Here is a 17486-nt window from a genome sequence, read left to right on the forward strand (position 1 = left end):
AGGCTCACCGGCATGACCCGCTTGCAGGACTACGCCCGCCAACTTGCCTCGCCGATGGAGCTTCTCGGCGAGGTCTCTGACGCGCGCGAGGCCGACCTGCGCCGGCTGGGGCTTCCCCGGCAGGAGGCACGGAGCCTGCTTGCGCTTGCCGACGTCTACTTTGGCCCCACTCCCTTCACCCGCCGGCAGCGCTCGTGCCGGGCAACCAAGCATTGCTTGGCGACGTTGAAGATTATCGAAAAGTACGTCTCGCGCACGAAATCCAAGCGGGATGCGTGGGCGCTGCGGGCTGAACTATGCGCGACCGACCAGGACGTGGAGCAGCTCGCGCGCACGCGGCTGAAAGAGCTCTATCCGCCGCGACAGCCGGAAAAAGGGGTGCGGATGACGCGGCGCAAGGGCGGCCCGTCGACGCTATCGATTACCGGCGATTCCGATTTCATTGCTGACCTGCACGCCAGCATCAACGAGGAGAAGCCGCTTGATTCCGTAGAGAATATCTTCTTCCGCGGCGGGGCTGCGGCGCGGCCTGCCGCGACGACGAATATCATCATTCAGCTCGATGAATTGGATGAAATCTTAAGCGGCGGAGGCGAGGAAATCACGCTGCGCCTTACCAATGGCGCCGAAATCAGCGGCGCGAAGCTGGTAGAAAAGCGCTTGGCCGAATGCGGGCTCGTCACCCTCGTCCATCCTTATGAGGGAGCGGTGAACCTGTATCGCACCTCGCGGCATGCCTCGGAAAAGCAGCGGCTCATGGCGGGTGCGGAAAACCCCACCTGCCCGTGGGCGGAGTGCAACTATCCAGCGGATAAGTGCCAGATCCACCACCTGCAGGCGTGGAAGCACGGCGGCGAGACCAATATGGCGAATCTCAGCGTGGCGTGCCCGTATCACAACGGCGTCAACGACGACGATCCGCACGCTCCGCCGGTGCGCGGCCGCCTCGAGCGGCGCCAGGGCCGAATAGTCTGGGTCCCACCCTGGGCCGATTCAACCTAACTACTCGCCTGAAGCCCCAGCCCCAACCCTCCTGCGCGGACCGGGGCGCTCAAGCCTGCCGTGGAATCCGGCAGCTGACAACCTCGCAACCACGGCGTGGCTGCGAGGTGAGTTCGACATGCGTGGGGTGGATTAATCGTCGGCGTCGGTAGACAGCGCGGCCACGAAGGCCTCCTGCGGCACCGAGACGGAGCCCAGCGTCTTCATGCGCTTCTTACCGGCCTTCTGCTTCTCCAGCAGCTTGCGCTTACGGGAGATATCGCCGCCGTAGCACTTCGCCAGCACGTCCTTACGCATGGCGCGGATGTTTTCGCGGGCGATGATCTTCGAGCCGATGGCCGCCTGGACGGGCACCTCGAACTGCTGACGCGGGATGAGCTCCTTGAGCTTCTTGGTCATCTTATTGCCGTACCACTGGGCGGAATCGCGGTGGACGATGGCGGAGAAGGCGTCGACTGGGTCGCCGTTGAGCAAGATGTCGACCTTTACCAAATCCGCAAGCTGCTCGCCGGCCTCTTCATAGTTCAGCGAAGCGTAGCCCTTGGTGCGGGACTTCAGCATATCGAAGAAGTCGAAGATGATTTCGCCGAGCGGCATGGTGTAGCGCAGCTCCACGCGGTCCTCGGAAAGGTAGTCCATGCCGCCCATCTGGCCGCGCTTGGACTGGCAGAGTTCCATGGTGGGGCCGACGAACTGCTCGGGCACGATGACAGTCATCTTCACCACGGGCTCATAGACCTCGTTGAGCTTTCCTTCTGGCCAGTCAGACGGGTTGTGGACCCACTTTTCCTCGCCGTCTTCAGCCACCACGCGGTAGGTCACCGAAGGCGCGGTGGAAATCAGGTCGAGGCCGAACTCGCGCTCCAAGCGGTCGCGGGTGATTTCCATGTGCAAAAGTCCCAAGAAGCCGCAGCGGAAACCAAAGCCAAGGGCGACGGAGGTTTCGGGCTCGAAGGTAAGGGAGGCGTCGTTAAGCTGCAGCTTTTCCAAAGCATCGCGCAGGTCCGGGAAGTCGGCCTGGGAAATGGGGAAAAGGCCGGAGTAGACCATCGGGTCCGGGTCCTTGTAGCCCTTGAGTGGGGTTTCGGCGCCGCCGTTGGACCAGGTGACGGTATCGCCCACCTTGGTCTCGCGGACGTCCTTTACGCCGGTAATGAGGTAGCCCACCTCGCCGGGCCCTAAGCCCTCGCACTTTTGCATCGTGGGCGAGACAATGCCGATTTCCAGCAGCTCATGGTTGGCGTTGGTCGACATCATGGTGACCTTCTGGCGCGGGGTGAGTTTGCCGTCCACCATGCGGATATAGGTCACCACGCCGCGGTAGGTGTCATAGACGGAGTCAAAAATCATGGCGCGGGCCGGTGCATCGGCGTCGAATTTAGAAGACGGCGGCGGAACTAGCTCGCAGACCTTGTCCAGCAGCTCGACGACGCCCTCGCCGGTCTTGCCCGACACGCGCAGCACCTCTTCCGGCTCGCAGCCGATGATATTGGCGATTTCCAGCGCGTATTTTTCTGGGTCGGCGGCCGGCAGGTCGATTTTATTGAGGACCGGGATGATTTCCAGGTCGTTTTCCATCGCCAGGTAGAGGTTGGCGAGGGTTTGGGCTTCGATGCCCTGGGCGGCGTCGACAAGCAGGATGGCGCCCTCACATGCCTCGAGCGCGCGGGATACCTCGTAAGTAAAGTCCACGTGGCCGGGAGTGTCGATCATCTGCATGACAATCTGTTCCCCCTGCGCAGTGCCGGACTGGGGCACCCACGGCAGGCGCACGTTCTGCGCCTTAATGGTGATGCCGCGCTCGCGCTCGATGTCCATATTATCGAGGAACTGGTCACGCATATCGCGCTCCGCAACCACCTTGGATAGCTGCAGGATGCGGTCCGCCAGCGTCGACTTGCCGTGGTCGATGTGAGCAATAATGCAGAAGTTTCGGATTCGGGCGGGATCCGTAAACGTCGTGGCCGCAAAGTTTTCAGACATACGTCTACAATAGTCGACATGAAAAGCGCCATGCTCACCCGTCTGCGCCAAGCGCTGGGAATCAGCGAGCGCGAGCCGATAGACACCGGCCTGAGCCGCATTAATTCCCGGTTGGGACTGGATAGGTCGGATGAGTTCCACGAGCCGCGCAAGGCCGCCGATATCCAGGTAGAGGCCACTGCCTCCCACCCCCGGTCCATATTTTTCACCCCCGATATGGACGGCCAGGCTGATTCCGGCGAGGTGGTCTGGGTGTGGGTACCGGCCGAAGGTAAGCAGGCACCACCGCGCGAGCGGGCTATCTTGGTCGTCGGCCGCACCCGCACCACGGTAATGGGCTTACTTATCTCCCCCAACCCAAAGCATGCGCTTGACGACGCCTGGCTGGAAATCGGCGCCGGCGAGTGGGACGAGTCCGGGTGCGATTGCTGGGTGCGCCTCGACCGCCTGCTCGAGGTATCCGAGGAGCAGGTGCGCCGGCAAGGCACGCTTTTTCCGGAACGCAGGTTCGAACGAATCGCGAATAGGTTGCGGTCGCGCTACCACTGGGCCTAGCCGGCGTGAAGGCCGCGGCCGCGGGGAGGGTTTTGGCAGGTCGGGTTCGGTACTGCTATTGTGTATTGGTTACTTACTTGCCGGGCGCGCTGGTCGGGGCGGGCAGGACCTTGGGTTCGCTCTTCGAATACCAGCGCCGAGCGCGCCAGCGTTTGCTGGCCGCGGGAGTAGTCCGAGTAGGTCGGTTTCTACGTCAATCACTTTCGATTACTAAGAGGTATTTTTCATGGCAAATATCAAGTCCAAGCAGAAGCGCGTTATCACCAACGAGAAGGCACGTCAGCGCAACAAGTCCGTTCGCTCCGCCGTCCGTACCGAGATCCGCAAGTTCCGCGAGACCGTTGCCGCTGGCGACAAGGCTGCTGCTGAGAAGCAGCTGCGCGTGGCATCCCGCGCCCTGGACAAGTCCGTGTCCAAGGGTGTCTTCCACCGCAACACCGCAGCCAACAAGAAGTCCGGCATGGCTTCCGCGTTCAACAAGATGGACTAAGAGCCATTGCACAGATCATCCCCCGGTCGCGCTCTACGGAGCGCGCCGGGGGATTTTCTTAGCTTACTTTGGCCGGCGGAACCGGCAGGCAGGGCCGGTGAGACTTAGGCGGGGTGCTTAGGCCAGTTCGTCGTTGAAGTAGTCTTCGAAGATGGCGCCGGCGTTGTGGAAGGCGTCGGCAAGCGAAGTGCCGCCACGGGTTTCCACGAAGGTCTCAAAGGCGGTCAGGAACTGGGTGTGGATGATATTGACGGTCGGCGTGAGACGCGGATCGGAGGACTTCCAGCCCTCGCGGGCCTGCACCGCCTGGCGGACGCGCTGAATGATGCGGCTATTGCGCTGACAGTACAGGGCGCGCAGCTTCGCGTCCTTTGCCAGCGCCTGGGCCGTAAGCTGGGAGATTTCGGGGAAGAACTCATCTCCTACGGCACGGTTAAACTCGGCCATCGCCATAATTTCGGAGTCTTCGCGCAGGCTTCCGGTGGGCAATCCTGCGGCGAAATTTTGGAATTGGTTCTCCACTTCCTCCGACATTTCGGGTCCTAAAACTGCCGATTCTTTGTCTTTTATGTAATTAAAAAGCGTACGGCGGGAAACGCCCACTTCGTGAGCGAGCTCTTCCATGGTGAACCCGTCATAACCGTTCTCGATAACGAGGTTGAGCGCAGCGACTCGGATTTTTGATATACGCGGCATAAATGCCCCTTTCTGTCCCGACGCTCTTCAAGCTTCAGTTTCTTTTCTTTCTCCCTAAGAAATTGTGAGGAAATTATATTTTGTCTACAAACTAAGGGATTTTGAGGCGATTTTATTACCTTATATTCGGTCAGAGAAACCGCCATGCACACCACGGGAATTCCCCGCCGACACGTCTGCGCATTTTCGCCCGTCATGGCACCATTCGGCAAAACTGTGACGTTAGACAACCAAGGCGCTAAGCTCACCCGGCCGCGCACTCGATTTATCCGCTTGCACGTTCGAAAGCCCGATGGTGCTTGTGTCCGGTAGGGCGGCTAAGATGAGTCAACGATGAAAAACGTTAAGCCACTGGTGAAATGGGCGGGCGGGAAGCGCCAGCTCTTGCCGCATATCCACGCCGCTCTGCCGGCGGAGAACCCGCGGCGTTATTATGAACCCTTCATCGGTGGCGGTGCGGTGCTTTTCTCTCTCGAACCGGCCAGCGCACGGGTCAACGATCTCAATAGTGAGCTCATTAACCTGTATGAGGTGGTGCGCGGCGGGGTCGATGAGCTCATTGAGGAGCTCGCGGGCTACCCCAATGAGGCAGAGTTTTTCTATGCGCTGCGCGCAGTGGACCGGGATGCCCACGAGTTTGCCGCCCTCTCCCCCGTCGAGCGCGCGGCACGAACGTTGTATCTGAATCGCACCTGCTATAACGGCCTGTACCGCGTGAACGCGGCCGGCCAATTTAATGCCCCGTTTGGGCGTTATAAGAATCCCACTATCTGCGATGAAGACACTCTGCGCGCGGTGCACCACTATTTTGCGGAGAATGATGTGGCCTTCTCGCAGGGCGATTTCGCCGCGGCGGTAGTAGAGGCGCGCGAAGGGGACTTCGTGTACTTCGACCCGCCTTATGACCCGGTGAACGTGACGAGCTCCTTTACCGGCTACCAAAAGGGCGGCTTTGACCGTGCGGAACAACAGCGCCTCAAAGAGGTCTGCGATGACTTGGATAGGCGCGGGGTGAAGTTCCTGTTGTCTAATTCGGCCACCGAGTTCATCCGCGAGCTTTATGCGGACTATGAAGTAGGAATCGTGGGAGCAACGCGGGCGATTAACTCCGTTGGTTCGAAACGCGGCAAAGTCGACGAGGTCCTGGTGCGCAACTACGAGGTCCGCGGTGACTAGCGGGCCGGAAGCGCAGGAGCTGCGGGCGCGCTTTGGTGTGCCGGAGTCGGTGAAGCTCGGCGTCAATGACTGGGGCTGGCTGCGCATCCTGGCGGCGGGATACGACGCGCAGCTGGAGCGGCGCGGGTATTTCTATATCGGCGCGCGGGAGCTAGAACGGCTCTCGGGCCGGCAGCCGCGGCTGATGGCCAAGCATGATTTTTCTACGTCGCGGCCGTGGATTTTTCAGCGTCTCCAACTGGGAATCTTACCGGTCAGCCGCAGCGAATATCTGGTGGGGCGATTCAACCTGTACGAGCAGTTTCCACAAACGCAGCGCGGCGAGGTACGCACGCTGGAGCTGCCGGCGGGTCTGGACACTCTTTCGTTGGAGGGGGTGAGCTCGGAGGCGGTGGCGTTAAATGGGGCGTCGGCAAGCGGGATGCTAGAGGATTTCCTGGGGTGCGGGCCGTTGCAGGCGACGGTGGCGGGTCGTATGTCCACGCGCGGGCTTAAGGTGCGGCTGCCGGACTTGGGTGTAGATGTGGCAGTGGACCGCGCGCAGATGGAAATCGACGGCGGCTTTGAATCGCTCGAGCACCTGGTGCTGGTGGAGGCGAAGAATCACCTTTCGGATGATTTCAATATCCGGCAGCTATATTTTCCCTACCGGCGCTTCCAGCAGCGCCTGGCCAAGGATGTCGTGCCGGTCTACCTGGTGTATTCCAATGGTATTTTCCACCTGTACCGCTATGAGTTTCGGGACCCGGCGGATTTTCGCAGCATTGCGCTGGTGGATAGCGCCCGCTACGCGCTGTCCGCCTCGCATCTGGACCCCCAGGCGGCGCTCGACATTGTGCGGGCGGTAGAGCCCGAATCCGAGCCGTCCGTGCCCTTCCCACAGGCCAACAGCTTCGAGCGGGTGGTCAACTTGCTCGAGCTCATAGCGCTGCAGCCGCTAAGCAAGGCGGAGATTACCCAGCGCTATGATTTCGACCCGCGGCAGGCGGATTATTATGCCAACGCCGCGCGCTACCTAGGCCTGGCGGAGCCGGTGGAGGACACGTGGGAGCCGACGGAGCACGGACGGCGGGTTATCGAGCAGCCGCAGCGCGACGCCCGGAATGCGGCTCTCATACGGGCGCTGGCGGCGCGGCGGGTTTTCCGCGAAGTCCTTGAGCTCAGCTTGGCCCGCGGGGCGGTGGCTAGCACCGCGGAGATTTGTGCGGCCATGGAGGGGCTGGGGCTCAGCTTGGCGACGTCCCGGCGGCGCGCCTCCACCGTCGCCCGCTGGACCCAGTGGGTGCTGGACACGGTGGCCGAGGGCACGCCGCGCCTGTTTTAAGCCAGCAGGTTCTGCCCGCCGGAGATGATAAGGACGATGCCGGCGATGATAAAGAAGAGGCCAGAGCCGATGTCGATCCACGGGCCGGCGGCGATGAGCTTGCGGCGCACGGCATTGGTGGAAATTACCGTGGCGACGACGAGGAAGAAGAGGAAGGCCGACAGCGAAAGCGAGAGTGTCAGCGCAATCGCCAGCCAGACGGGTGGGCTGGCGGGAAGCAGCGGGGCGATCATCGCGGCAAGGAAAAGCACGATTTTCGGGTTGGACATATTCGTGGCCAGGCCGACCTTGAAGGCGGTGCGCAGGCGGCCGAGCTGGGCGGCGGCGTCTTCTAAGTCCACGGGCGGGTTGGCGCGCTGGGCGATGCCGCTGCGCAGCGCGCGCGAACCCATAAATACCAGGAAGCAGCCGCCGACGGCTTGGACCGCGCCCAAAATTTCCGGGAAGGCCGTCAGCAGCGCGGCGGCGCCGAAAACGGTGGCGGCGCACCAAAAGAGCACGCCGATCTGAATGCCGACGGCCGCCGCAATGGCATGGCGGCGCGAGCGGGTGGCGTAGCGGGTCACCAAAATGATGTCCGGTCCCGGCGAGGCGACGCCCACCAGGTTCATCAACAAGAGGGTGAAGAAGGATGTCCAGGTCACTCCCCCGCCTCGCTTTCGAGGCGCGGGATGAGGTCCTCGCGGCCGAACAGGCGGGCGGAATCCAGCGCGGAAGGCTGGCCGGCGGTGGGGTCGGCGTGGGCGGAAAGGAGGGCGTCGATAGCCGCGTCTTCCTTCTTGAAGATGGCGCCGGCCAGCGGGGACTGGCCGCGATCATTGAGCAGGTTGACGTCCGCGCCGGCGCGGGCAAGTGCGGAAACCAGCTCGGCGTGGCCATGATAGGCGGCGAGCATGATAAAGGACTGGCCTTCGTGGTTGACGAGGTCGATATTCACGCCGTGGTCGATATAGGCGAGGAGGTCTAGGTCGCCCTCGCGCGCCATGTCAAAGAGTCGACCGGCGAATTCTTGCACTTGCGTTTCAGACATAGTTTCTAGCTTATCGCGCCAGTTCCGCGACCCGTTTGACGGCCGCCTCTATCGCGAATTCAGGCTCGCCGCCTTGGCCCTTGACGGCGGCATCGAGCTCCGAGACGAGGATGACCGCCTTGGTAACGTTATCGGCAGACCAGCGGCGGGCCACCGGTTGGGTCATTTTGACCACGTAGGGCGCCAGGCCGGTTTGGCTCGCCAGCGAGTACTGGTCCCCGCGCGCGGAGTAGAGGCGGGCGACGGCGCCGACCTTATTGGCCAGCGCGGCGGCAATCGCCACGGGGCTCGCGCCCAGCTGGAGGGCGCGGCGGCAGGTGGATACGGCGGCTTCGACGCGGCCGGCGACGGCGGCGTCGGCAATGTCCCAGTTGGCCACCTCGGCCACGCCGACGTAGTAGTTTTGCACCGCCTCGCGGGTGACATTGCCGCCGGTATCGGAGACCAGCTGGGAGATGGCAGAAGCTAGCTCGCGCAGGTCAGAGCCCACGCCCTCGAGCACGGCGTGGATAACGTCCGGGGTGGGGCGCACGCCGTGGCTGGAAAATTCGCGGGTGGCCCATTGGCCCAGCTCATTGGGGTAGAGCGAGAAGACCTCGTGGACCTCGGCAATCTTGCGCAGCTTGGCCACGAGCTCGGGCTGCTTCTTCTTTTTCTTCAGCGTCTTGGCCGTCACGGAGTAGATGATGACCATGGTCATGCCCGGCGCGGGATTGGCGCAGGCGCGCAGGATGATATCGACTACTTCCTTGCCGGCACGCTCGCAGTCGCTGATGACGATGACGCGGTTATCGCCAAACAGCGACGGACTGGTGGCCTCGAGGAGCTCTCCCTCAGAGACCTCGGAGGCTTTTAGCTTCGTCAGCTCGGGGCGGGCACCGGTGGGTCCGCTCTCCTCGGCCGCGGCGCGCTGGATGTGCAGGCGGGCGCGTTCGGTGAGGAATTCATCGTCGCCGAGGATGAGGTGTACTGGAGGCATGCCCGCCATTCTAGCCTGCGGCCAGGCCGAGCCAGGCGATGCCCGCCAGCGTCAGCACCAGGGTGAGCCACGGGCGGTGATAGAGGAGGCCGGCGATAATCCAGGCGTAGGCAAGCAGCGTAAAAAGCGGGTTGGCGGGGATGGTGACCACGGGCAGGTGGGCCACGCCGTGGGCGATAGTATTAATCCACCATGAGAGGGGCTCAATGAGGCGCAGCAAGCCGGCGCCCAGCACGTCCAGCGGGCCAAGCTGGGCAAAAATGGCGGCGATGAGCCCCACGATGGTAATCGGCACGGTGGCAGGCTCGACCAGGATATTGGCCAGCACGGAAACGACGGAGACCTCACCGGACATGAGCGCGACCAGCGGGAGGGTAACGATATCTGCGGCGATGGCCACAGCGACCGCGCGCAGAAAGATGGCGGGCCAGCCGGTCACGGCCAAATGCTTATAGATGAGCGGGCTCAGCGCCACGATGCCGAGCGTCGCGGCGCACGATAGGGCAAAACCAAAGTGCACGGCGAGGTCGGAATCCACAAAGAGCAGCGCGATGATACCGAGGCTGAGCGCATGGATGGGCTCCATGCGCGTGGAATTGAGCACGGCGAGCAGCCCCACTACCCCAGCGACGGCCGCGCGCTGGACGGAGGGTTCGAAGCCCACAAGCAAAACATAGGTGGCAAGGGCGCACAGGGAGGCGGCCACGCGGGCGCGGGGACCGAGCGCGAAGGCGGCGCAGACCACGGCCGCGGCGGAGCAGACGATGGCCACATTGGCGCCAGATACAGCACTCAAGTGCGAGAGCCCGGTGGCAATATACAAGTCGCGTTCGGCGGTATCTTGCAGCGCGGTATCGCCGAGCACCATGCCGGGAATAAGGCCTTGGCTGGAGGGGCCTACGGTATCGAGTACCAGCGCGCGGAAATTCTCGGCCACCTCGGCCGCCCAGCCGGCCAGGCCTTCGGGCTCGGCGGTTACCTGTACGTCGGTGGCATTGGCGCTAAGCTTTCCGACGCCCGCCCTATCCGACTCCCCTGCCCTCACCCTGGCCGTAAGTTCGGCGCCAGCGGCCGCCGGGATTGGTTCTGGGCTAAAGACCGGCAGCTGGGTGGGGTATCCCGGAACCTTGAGCTTGAGCAGCCAGCCGCCCGTACTGGTCTGCGTAGGTGCAGTGACAAGGCGCCCGGTGACTTCGGTGCCGAGGTCGAAGGCGGCGGCACGGGCCTGGCGCACCGCGGCGACGAGAGCCGCACCCCCAGCAACCGCCCCGCAAAAGAGCGCTTGGCCCCACTGACGGGCAATGAGGCACAGCGCGACGACGACTGCGATGAGTGCGATGGCCCAGCCGCGGCCGGCGAGGAGTACGGCGATGACGGCCAGCCAGGCGGTAGCCGCGCCGGGGACGAGCCGCAGTTCTCGCATCGCACGCTCGAATACGAACTAGAGCTGGACTTGGTCTGTGAGCTGTTCCAGCTTCGCCGGCCCGATGCCGGAGACCTCGAGGAGCTCTTCTACATCCTTGAAGCCGCCGTGCTCCTCGCGGTAGGCCACGATGGCCTGCGCGGTCACCTCACCGACGCCCTTGAGTTCCATGAGCTCTTCGGCGGTGGCGCTATTAAGGCTCACGCCGCTGCCGCTAGCGCTGCCGCCTGGGCTGCTGGAGTTGTCGCCGGCGGGGGCGGGTTCGCCGGGTGCGGGAGCTGGGGCGGCGCCGGAGGGCAGGATGTGGAGCTGTTGGCCGTCGGAAAGCCGCTGCGCATGGTTGAGAGCCATGGTCTCGGCGCCTGGTAGCGGCTGGGCGGCGTCGAGGGCATCGGCCACACGCGCGCCGGGCTCGAGTGTTTTCAGTCCGGGCTCTGCAACTTCGCCGATGACCGAGACGATGATTTCGCTGGGCTCTTCGCTGGGGGCCGCGCCTGGGCTCATTGCCGCAGGCTCGGGCATGCCGGAAGATTCTTCGGAGCGTGCATTGATGCCGAGCCACACCACCACGCCGATAACGAGAATGACCGCCACGGCGCAGGCCTGCCAGGGGCTGATGCGCAGTCGCGGGCGCGGGTAATCGACGGCGAGGAGTTCTTCCTCGCCGGTGGGTTGGGTAAATTCGCGGAGTCGTTCGCTGATCTTGGGTGCCGCCATGGCGCTGAGCCTAAGCCCGAGCGCAATTAAGTGGTATGCCAGGCGAAGGCGGGCTGTGGATAACTTGTTGTGGGTGTCAACTAACCCGGCGCGATGGGTCTAGTTATCCACAGATCGGCGCGGCGGGAAGGCGCGGGGTCGACCACGTATGTGAGAATGTGCCGGTTCGGCGGGCGGCTCGGAGCTAAACACGGCGGAGACGCCAATGGCGGAGGGACCGGCGTGGACAGAGAGGACGTCGTTAAGCGGAGTACAAATAAAGGACGAACCCTGCGGCAGCGCCGCTGCAAGGAGCGCCTCCAACTTGGCGGCTGCGTCCTCGGCCTGGTTGTGTTGGATGGCGACAAAGGCCGGCTCACCGTCCGCGCGGGAGGCGATGAGGTCCACCAGCTTGGTAAAAGCCTTGGTCTGGGTGCGGGTCTTGCCCACCAGCTCCAGCTTGCCGCGGGTAATCGACATAATCGGCTTGGTGGCCAAAAGCGCCGTAGACAGCACGGCCGTGGCCGGGGACAGGCGGTCAGAGCGGCGCAGATCCTCCGTGGAATGCAGGTAAACCCAGGTAGCCGCGCGTTTAAGGGTATCGACGGCCGCGGCATAGCACTCGTCCAAGCTGGCGCCACGGGAGGCGAGCTTAGCCGCGGACATGGCGGCCGCGCCCATGGCCATACCGGCCGAACCGGAGTCGATCACCCGCACCGTGTGCGGAAAGACGCCGGAGGCGGACACCGCGGCGGAATAGGTGGAAGATAGCTCTTTGGACAGGTGAATGGCCACCACGCCATCATCCTGGGCGCGCTCCATTTCGCGGCCATAGGCGGCAGCCAACTCCAGCGCGCTCAACCCCGAAGTGGAGCGCTCCAGGCCATCCTTGCCGTGGCTTTCCATAAGGTGCAGGTCAATGACGGTGATGGATAGCTGTTCCGCCAGCTCCGGCGGCAGGCCTGCGGAGGAATCCGTAATGACGCGAACCGTCACTAGATATCCGCCCCGCCGTCCCCGGTGACCTCGCCGCCCATATTCCAGCCGTCGAAATACCACTGGGCGCTGCCCACATTGTCTGGGGTGAACTCCAAGGAAGATAACGGCGTTTCCGGGTTAAAGTCCGGGCGGGCGGTCAGCTGCGACCAGTGGGTATTTTTCAATCCGGAAAGGATGCCGTACTGTGCATGGTCAAGGCCCAGCAGGTGGCAGGTCAGCGCCGAGATGGCACCGCCATGGGCCACGATGAGGACGGGGCCCTGGTCCCAGCCGGCGAAGTCTGCCATGAGCTCATCGACGACGGGCCGGGCACGCTCGGCCACATCCACGCGGGATTCGCCCTGCGGCGGCGCCCAAGTGGGGTCGTGGCGCCAAATGGCGCGCGCGCCTGGAAACTCCTCATCCACCTCGGCGGAGGTCCTGCCCTGCCACCGGCCTAGGTGGGTCTCGCGCAGGCGGGCATCCGTGGTGAAATCCATGCCAAGGGCATCGGCGACCACGCGCGCGGTTTCGCGCGCACGGATGAGGTCGGAGGCGACAATTTTAGACACTCCCTGATCCTGCAGCAGTCGCGCGGCGGCGCGAGCCTGCTCATAGCCCAGCTCGGACAGCTCAGTGTCCAAGTGGCCCTGCATGCGGCCGGTGGCGTTATAGGTAGTTTGTCCGTGGCGGATCAGGATCAGGCGGCGGCTCATGCGGGTTTAAAGCTCCTCGTCCTCACCAGGGACCTTATCGGCCAGTGGGAGCTCGTCGATGGAATCAACTTCGCGCGGGTTAACGCCATTGGTCCATTCGCCCGGACGCTCTGGGGCCTCGATGCCCTCGATCTCCAGTGCCGGGCAATCGTGGTACAGGCGGTCCAAGCCGTAGAACTCGCGCTGGTCATTGCGCTGGACGTGGACGACGATATTGCCATAATCCAGCAGCACCCAACGGTTCTCGCGGTTGCCTTCGCGGCGCTGTGGCTCGAAGCCTTGCTTGGTCATTTCGTCTTCGACTTCATCCACGATGGAGCCCACCTGGCGCTCGTTGTCTGCAGAAGCGAGTACGAAGACCTCGGTGATAGCGAGAACATCGGAGACATCAATGGCCGCGATATTGGTGGCCAGCTTTTCTTGCGCGGCGTGGGCCGCGGTTTCTGCCATGCGGCGGGCGAGATCAGAAGTAGACAATGCGTAAAAATTCCCTTTTCGCGTCTGAGTATATTCGGTATGAACTATCTCTATTGAGAGTCTATTCTTGCACGTTTAGCAGGCCCGTGCCCAAAATCTTGGGAAGGCCGCGGAAGTTTCTACAGGGGCTTATCTGGGTTAGGCCCGTAGAGATTGTTCTTGGTGATGTACTGCACCACCCCATCCGGAACGAGGTACCACACGGGCTGGCCTTGAGCGGCGCGTTCGCGGCAAGCGGTAGAAGAGATAGCCATCGCGGGAATGTCGATGAGATCGATATCCTCCTGCGCATCGGCGGGCAGCATATCTGCGCTTAGCTCATAGCCGGGGCGGGTAACGCCCACAAAGTGCGCCATCTCCAGCATCTCTTCCCAGTTATGCCAGCTCATGATGGATGCCAGCGAATCGGCACCGGTAATGAAATAAAACTCCGCCTCCGGGAAGAGTTCGCGCAGGTCGCGCAGCGTATCGATGGTATAGGTGGGCCCCTCGCGGTCAATGTCTACGCGCGAGACGGTAAAGCGCGGGTTGGATGCGGTGGCCACCATCGTCATCAGATAGCGGTGCTCGGCCGCCGTGACGTCGCGGTGGGACTTTTGCCACGGCTGGCCGGTGGGAACAAAGACGACGGTATCGAGGGCAAACCGGTGTGCAGCCTCGCTGGCCGCTACCAAGTGGCCATTGTGGATGGGATCAAAAGTGCCCCCCATGATGCCGATGCGCTGTGGGCTAGTCATGGGTGATGATTATAGTCGCACTACTAGGGGCGGGTCTGACCGGTACCCTGCAGGATCCACTTGGTAGAGGTCAGCTCCGGCAGCGCCATCGGGCCGCGGGCATGCAGCTTCTGGGTGGAAATGCCGATTTCCGCACCCATGCCGTAGACCTCGCCATCGGTGAAGGCGGTAGAGGCGTTGAGCATGACTGCCGCGGCATCCACTTCGTTGCCGAACTTCACTAGGACGTCGGCGTCTTGCGCGGCGATGGCCTCGGTGTGGCCAGTGGTGAACTCGGCGATGTGGGCGATGGCACCATCGACGCCGTCGACCACCTTGGCGCAGATATCCATGGACAGCGACTCCTCGCGCCAGTCCTCATCGGTGGCTTGCACGGCATCCTTGACGCCGAAGGCCTCGAGCTCAGCGACGTCGCCGTGGATGGTCACGCCTGCCTCCTGCAGCGCGGTGATGATGCGCAGCTTGGCGGAGTCGTCCAAGGCGGCGTCGATAAGCACGCACTCCGTGGAGTTGCATACGGAGGTGCGGCGGGTCTTGCCGTTGATGACCATGTCGATAGCCTTGTCCAGGTCCGCAGAGACATCCACGTAGAAGTGACAGTTGCCGGTGCCGGTCTCAATGGCCGGGACGGTGGCGCCGGTGACCACGGCTTCAATAAGCTTGGCGCCACCACGCGGAATGACCAGGTCCACCAGGCCACGAGCGGTGATGAGGTCCTGGACGGAATCGTGGGTCTCGCACGGCAGGAGCTGCACGGCCTCACGCGGTAGATCGAACTCGGCGAGGGTATCCTGCAGGATTTCTACCAGCTTGGCATTGGAGTTGCGGGCAGACTTGGAACCGCGCAGCAGCGGCACGTTGCCGGACTTGATGGCCAGGCCAAAGGCGTCCACGGTGACGTTCGGGCGGGCCTCATAGACCATGCCCATCACGCCGAGCGGGACGCGCACCTGCTTCATCTGGATGCCGTTGTCCATGGTGCGGCCCTGCAGGATCTCCCCTACCGGGTCCTGGAGGCCGGCAACCTGGCGCAGGCCGCCAGCGATGCCCTCCACGCGGGCGGCGTCGAGGGATAGGCGGTCAATGAGGGACTCGGACATGCCGCGCTCGCGGCCAGCTTCGATATCTTGCTTATTAGCGGCGAGGATATCCTCGGTGTGGGCGATAAGGTTTTCGGCTGCGCGCTGCAAGATTTCGTTTTTGCGCGGCGTGGAAAGCTGCGCCACGACGGGCGCAACATCCTTGGCAGCACGGGCTTTGGACAGAACTTCTTCGCGTTCAGTGTTGCTCATGCCATACCAGCCTAACGAAAGGCCACGCGCATTTCAGCGACCTCAGCCGCGGTGGGGTTAAGCTGGCCATCGTCAGCGCGGTTACCTGGGCTATCCATCAGTAGCCGGCTTCAGTATCTACTTCCGTAGGGATTGTCTCACCGGTGGCAAAGCGCTCCATGACCTTTGCTGCATGCGCGCCGATGCGGCGGCGCACCGAATACGGCGGATTGGCAAGGTGCGGGGTAATGACCACGTTGGGCATGTCCCACAGCGGGTGCCCATCGGGCAGCGGCTCGGGGTCGGTGACGTCCAGGCCGGCTCCGGCGATCTGGCCGGCGCGCAGGGCGTCGACCAGCGCATCGGTATCCACTAGCGGGCCGCGCCCAACGTTAATGACCACGGCGTGATTGGGCATGGAGCGGAAAGCGGCGGCGTTAAAAAGCTGACGGGTCTGTTCCGTGAGCGGAGCGAGCGCCACAAAATAGTCGGCGGCTGGCCACACGCGCTCGATATCGGAGGTGGAATAGGTTTCATCGGCGCCTTCAACCGGGTTACCGGAGCGATTGACCGCAATGATGCGTGGGCCGAAGCCTTCTAGCATGCGGATGAGCCGCTTTCCGATGCCCCCGGCACCCACCACCGCCACCGTCTTATCCTCAAAAAGGAAGCTGGTGTGGGCCTCGACCTCATCGCGGTTATCCCAGCTCGTTCCCACGCGCTTGTGCGCATGCAATTGGGCGAGCAGGAGCGCAATGGTGGACTCGGCCACGGTGGCATCATATAGCCCTGCCGCGTTCGACCAGCGGGCGGAGGTATTTCGCATGACGTCGAGCAGGTGGTCCACACCAGCAAACGGAACTTGGACTAGGCCCACGCTTGGCGGCAGCGGCTGCGGGAAATCATCCGGGCCACCGTTGAAGATGAGGGCTTCGGCCTCCTCCAGTGGGGCGCGTTCGTGCCCGGCGGCATCGAGGGCCTGCAGGGTTTCCTCCCACGGGGTGGGCAGCATCGCGTACTTCATTAGTATCCGGCCTCCACATCGACGCGGGTGGGCATGGCCTCTCCCCTCTCCCACGCCGCAGCATTGGCGTTGAAGATGGCGCCTAGGTGATATTGAGCTACGTGCGCAGAGGCGGCCATGTGGGGCGTCATGGTGCAATTGGGCAGGTCATAAAGCGGATGGCCATCGGGCAGCGGCTCGGGATCCATAACCTCCAAGCCGGCGCCGGCGATGTCGCCGCTGCGCAAGGCTTCCACGAGGTCATCGGTTACTACGGTGCTGCCGCGGCCGACGTTGATGAAGATGGCGGAGGGCTTCATGGCGCGGAAAGTGGCGGCATCGATAAGCCCCTCCGTGTCTTTGGTCGCCGGGAGGATACAGAAAATAAAATCCGCCTCGCTCCACACGTGCTGGGCTTTATCCATGGGCACGACCTCATCGGCGCCTTCCACCGCGCGGCCGGAGCGATTGACCGCAGTAATGTGCACGCCAAAGGGCTGCAGGAGCTTAATGAGCTGCTTGCCGATGCCCCCAGCGCCAAAGATCGCTACCCTCTTCGGTCCTTGCTGGTTATAGAGCCAGGCCTGGGATTCATCCAGCTCCTTGGCCACCGACCAGGTAGCAGTTTGGGCGAAAGCCTTGTGGTGGTGCGCCTGGGAAAGGGCTAACCCGAGTGCGGACTCGGCCACGGGCTGGGCAAAGGCGCCGGCGGAGTTGCACCATGGCACGCCGTCTGGGGTAATGACGCCTGCATCGATGAGCTGATTGACGCCGGTATAACAATGCTGCACCCAGCCGATATTCGCCGGCATCTCCGGGATGCGGCGCGGGTTGGGCGCATTATTGATATAGACCTCGGCGTCCTCGATGCTGCTTACGCGTTGGTGCCCGGCAGCCTCGATGTCTTCTACCATCGGCTGCCAGGTTTCCGGTCCCATGAAATATTTCAT

The 17486-nt window shown here is 63.0% G+C and carries 19 protein-coding genes; 5 read left to right on the forward strand and 14 right to left on the reverse strand.

Annotated elements, in window-relative coordinates:
* Nucleotides 1-12: 12 nt before the first annotated feature.
* Nucleotides 13-1002 (forward strand): HNH endonuclease signature motif containing protein, encoded by a 990-nt coding sequence (locus QKD99_RS01450; protein ID WP_347950525.1) that lies wholly within the window; start codon nt 13-15, stop codon nt 1000-1002.
* Between the two features lie 132 nt (nt 1003-1134).
* On the opposite strand, the gene lepA is transcribed toward QKD99_RS01450, so the two are convergent.
* Nucleotides 1135-2985: a translation elongation factor 4 gene (lepA, locus tag QKD99_RS01455; protein WP_347950526.1), complete on the reverse strand. Its 1851-nt coding sequence runs from the start codon at nt 2983-2985 to the stop codon at nt 1135-1137.
* An 18-nt stretch (nt 2986-3003) separates the two neighbouring features.
* Here lepA and QKD99_RS01460 point away from each other — a divergent pair, with 18 nt between their 5' ends.
* Together QKD99_RS01460 and rpsT are read left to right on the forward strand one after the other, a co-directional pair.
* Nucleotides 3004-3540 (forward strand): type II toxin-antitoxin system PemK/MazF family toxin, encoded by a 537-nt coding sequence (locus tag QKD99_RS01460; RefSeq protein WP_347950527.1) that lies wholly within the window; start codon nt 3004-3006, stop codon nt 3538-3540.
* 226 nt (nt 3541-3766) lie between these two features.
* Nucleotides 3767-4030 carry a 30S ribosomal protein S20 gene (gene rpsT, locus QKD99_RS01465; RefSeq protein WP_005324114.1) on the forward strand — a complete coding sequence of 88 codons (264 nt, stop codon included), beginning with the start codon at nt 3767-3769 and terminating at the stop codon, nt 4028-4030.
* Nucleotides 4031-4147: 117 nt separating this feature from the next.
* On the opposite strand, the gene QKD99_RS01470 is transcribed toward rpsT, so the two are convergent.
* Entirely contained in the window at nt 4148-4726 is a 579-nt protein-coding gene (locus QKD99_RS01470; protein WP_347950528.1) for a helix-turn-helix domain-containing protein, read from the reverse strand.
* Between the two features lie 333 nt (nt 4727-5059).
* Between QKD99_RS01470 and QKD99_RS01475 the strand changes: the two genes are divergently transcribed.
* Both QKD99_RS01475 and QKD99_RS01480 read left to right on the forward strand, forming a co-directional pair.
* Nucleotides 5060-5902, forward strand: a complete 843-nt coding sequence (locus tag QKD99_RS01475) for a DNA adenine methylase (protein ID WP_347950529.1) — start codon at nt 5060-5062, stop codon at nt 5900-5902.
* Nucleotides 5895-7226, forward strand: coding sequence for a hypothetical protein (locus QKD99_RS01480; protein WP_347950530.1), 1332 nt, complete (start codon nt 5895-5897; stop codon nt 7224-7226). The genes QKD99_RS01475 and QKD99_RS01480 overlap by 8 nt, the downstream gene beginning before the upstream one ends.
* On the opposite strand, the gene QKD99_RS01485 is transcribed toward QKD99_RS01480, so the two are convergent.
* The 12 genes from QKD99_RS01485 to QKD99_RS01540 form a co-directional block, all read right to left on the reverse strand.
* A complete protein-coding gene (locus QKD99_RS01485) occupies nt 7223-7870 on the reverse strand; it encodes a LysE family translocator (RefSeq protein WP_347950531.1) in 648 nt (215 codons plus the stop codon). The genes QKD99_RS01480 and QKD99_RS01485 overlap by 4 nt on opposite strands.
* Nucleotides 7867-8256: an ankyrin repeat domain-containing protein gene (locus QKD99_RS01490; protein WP_347950532.1), complete on the reverse strand. Its 390-nt coding sequence runs from the start codon at nt 8254-8256 to the stop codon at nt 7867-7869. The genes QKD99_RS01485 and QKD99_RS01490 overlap by 4 nt, the downstream gene beginning before the upstream one ends.
* A gap of 10 nt (nt 8257-8266) precedes the next feature.
* Nucleotides 8267-9244, reverse strand: a complete 978-nt coding sequence (holA, locus tag QKD99_RS01495) for a DNA polymerase III subunit delta (RefSeq protein ID WP_347950533.1) — start codon at nt 9242-9244, stop codon at nt 8267-8269.
* A 1-nt stretch (nt 9245) separates the two neighbouring features.
* Nucleotides 9246-10658 (reverse strand): ComEC/Rec2 family competence protein, encoded by a 1413-nt coding sequence (locus QKD99_RS01500; RefSeq protein ID WP_347950534.1) that lies wholly within the window; start codon nt 10656-10658, stop codon nt 9246-9248.
* 18 nt (nt 10659-10676) lie between these two features.
* Entirely contained in the window at nt 10677-11375 is a 699-nt protein-coding gene (locus tag QKD99_RS01505) for a ComEA family DNA-binding protein (protein ID WP_347950535.1), read from the reverse strand.
* Between the two features lie 99 nt (nt 11376-11474).
* Nucleotides 11475-12350 (reverse strand): DegV family protein, encoded by an 876-nt coding sequence (locus QKD99_RS01510; protein WP_347950536.1) that lies wholly within the window; start codon nt 12348-12350, stop codon nt 11475-11477.
* Nucleotides 12350-13048, reverse strand: coding sequence for a histidine phosphatase family protein (locus tag QKD99_RS01515; RefSeq protein WP_297552002.1), 699 nt, complete (start codon nt 13046-13048; stop codon nt 12350-12352). The genes QKD99_RS01510 and QKD99_RS01515 overlap by 1 nt, the downstream gene beginning before the upstream one ends.
* Before the next feature lie 6 nt (nt 13049-13054).
* A complete protein-coding gene (rsfS, locus tag QKD99_RS01520) occupies nt 13055-13498 on the reverse strand; it encodes a ribosome silencing factor (protein ID WP_179387589.1) in 444 nt (147 codons plus the stop codon).
* Nucleotides 13499-13644: 146 nt separating this feature from the next.
* Nucleotides 13645-14262, reverse strand: a complete 618-nt coding sequence (gene nadD, locus QKD99_RS01525; RefSeq protein WP_269953599.1) for a nicotinate-nucleotide adenylyltransferase — start codon at nt 14260-14262, stop codon at nt 13645-13647.
* A gap of 23 nt (nt 14263-14285) precedes the next feature.
* Nucleotides 14286-15554 (reverse strand): glutamate-5-semialdehyde dehydrogenase, encoded by a 1269-nt coding sequence (locus QKD99_RS01530; protein WP_347950537.1) that lies wholly within the window; start codon nt 15552-15554, stop codon nt 14286-14288.
* A 97-nt stretch (nt 15555-15651) separates the two neighbouring features.
* The gene (locus QKD99_RS01535; RefSeq protein WP_347950538.1) at nt 15652-16557 is read right to left on the reverse strand and encodes a D-isomer specific 2-hydroxyacid dehydrogenase family protein; all 906 of its coding nucleotides are present in this window, start codon (nt 16555-16557) and stop codon (nt 15652-15654) included.
* Nucleotides 16557-17486: a D-isomer specific 2-hydroxyacid dehydrogenase family protein gene (locus QKD99_RS01540; protein ID WP_284815141.1), complete on the reverse strand. Its 930-nt coding sequence runs from the start codon at nt 17484-17486 to the stop codon at nt 16557-16559. The genes QKD99_RS01535 and QKD99_RS01540 overlap by 1 nt, the downstream gene beginning before the upstream one ends.

Source organism: Corynebacterium sp. c3Ub_189, from assembly GCF_039907195.1.
Lineage (GTDB): Bacteria > Actinomycetota > Actinomycetes > Mycobacteriales > Mycobacteriaceae > Corynebacterium.

Coding starts and splice junctions, on each gene's coding strand:
- QKD99_RS01450 (WP_347950525.1), top strand. CDS start 13: ATGACCCGCTTGCAGGACTACGCCCGCCAACTTGCCTCGCCGATGGAG.
- lepA (WP_347950526.1), bottom strand. CDS start 2,985: ATGTCTGAAAACTTTGCGGCCACGACGTTTACGGATCCCGCCCGAATC.
- QKD99_RS01460 (WP_347950527.1), top strand. CDS start 3,004: ATGAAAAGCGCCATGCTCACCCGTCTGCGCCAAGCGCTGGGAATCAGC.
- rpsT (WP_005324114.1), top strand. CDS start 3,767: ATGGCAAATATCAAGTCCAAGCAGAAGCGCGTTATCACCAACGAGAAG.
- QKD99_RS01470 (WP_347950528.1), bottom strand. CDS start 4,726: ATGCCGCGTATATCAAAAATCCGAGTCGCTGCGCTCAACCTCGTTATC.
- QKD99_RS01475 (WP_347950529.1), top strand. CDS start 5,060: ATGAAAAACGTTAAGCCACTGGTGAAATGGGCGGGCGGGAAGCGCCAG.
- QKD99_RS01490 (WP_347950532.1), bottom strand. CDS start 8,256: ATGTCTGAAACGCAAGTGCAAGAATTCGCCGGTCGACTCTTTGACATG.
- holA (WP_347950533.1), bottom strand. CDS start 9,244: ATGGCGGGCATGCCTCCAGTACACCTCATCCTCGGCGACGATGAATTC.
- QKD99_RS01500 (WP_347950534.1), bottom strand. CDS start 10,658: ATGCGAGAACTGCGGCTCGTCCCCGGCGCGGCTACCGCCTGGCTGGCC.
- QKD99_RS01505 (WP_347950535.1), bottom strand. CDS start 11,375: ATGGCGGCACCCAAGATCAGCGAACGACTCCGCGAATTTACCCAACCC.
- QKD99_RS01515 (WP_297552002.1), bottom strand. CDS start 13,048: ATGAGCCGCCGCCTGATCCTGATCCGCCACGGACAAACTACCTATAAC.
- rsfS (WP_179387589.1), bottom strand. CDS start 13,498: ATGGCAGAAACCGCGGCCCACGCCGCGCAAGAAAAGCTGGCCACCAAT.
- nadD (WP_269953599.1), bottom strand. CDS start 14,262: ATGACTAGCCCACAGCGCATCGGCATCATGGGGGGCACTTTTGATCCC.
- QKD99_RS01530 (WP_347950537.1), bottom strand. CDS start 15,554: ATGAGCAACACTGAACGCGAAGAAGTTCTGTCCAAAGCCCGTGCTGCC.
- QKD99_RS01535 (WP_347950538.1), bottom strand. CDS start 16,557: ATGAAGTACGCGATGCTGCCCACCCCGTGGGAGGAAACCCTGCAGGCC.
- QKD99_RS01540 (WP_284815141.1), bottom strand. CDS start 17,486: ATGAAATATTTCATGGGACCGGAAACCTGGCAGCCGATGGTAGAAGAC.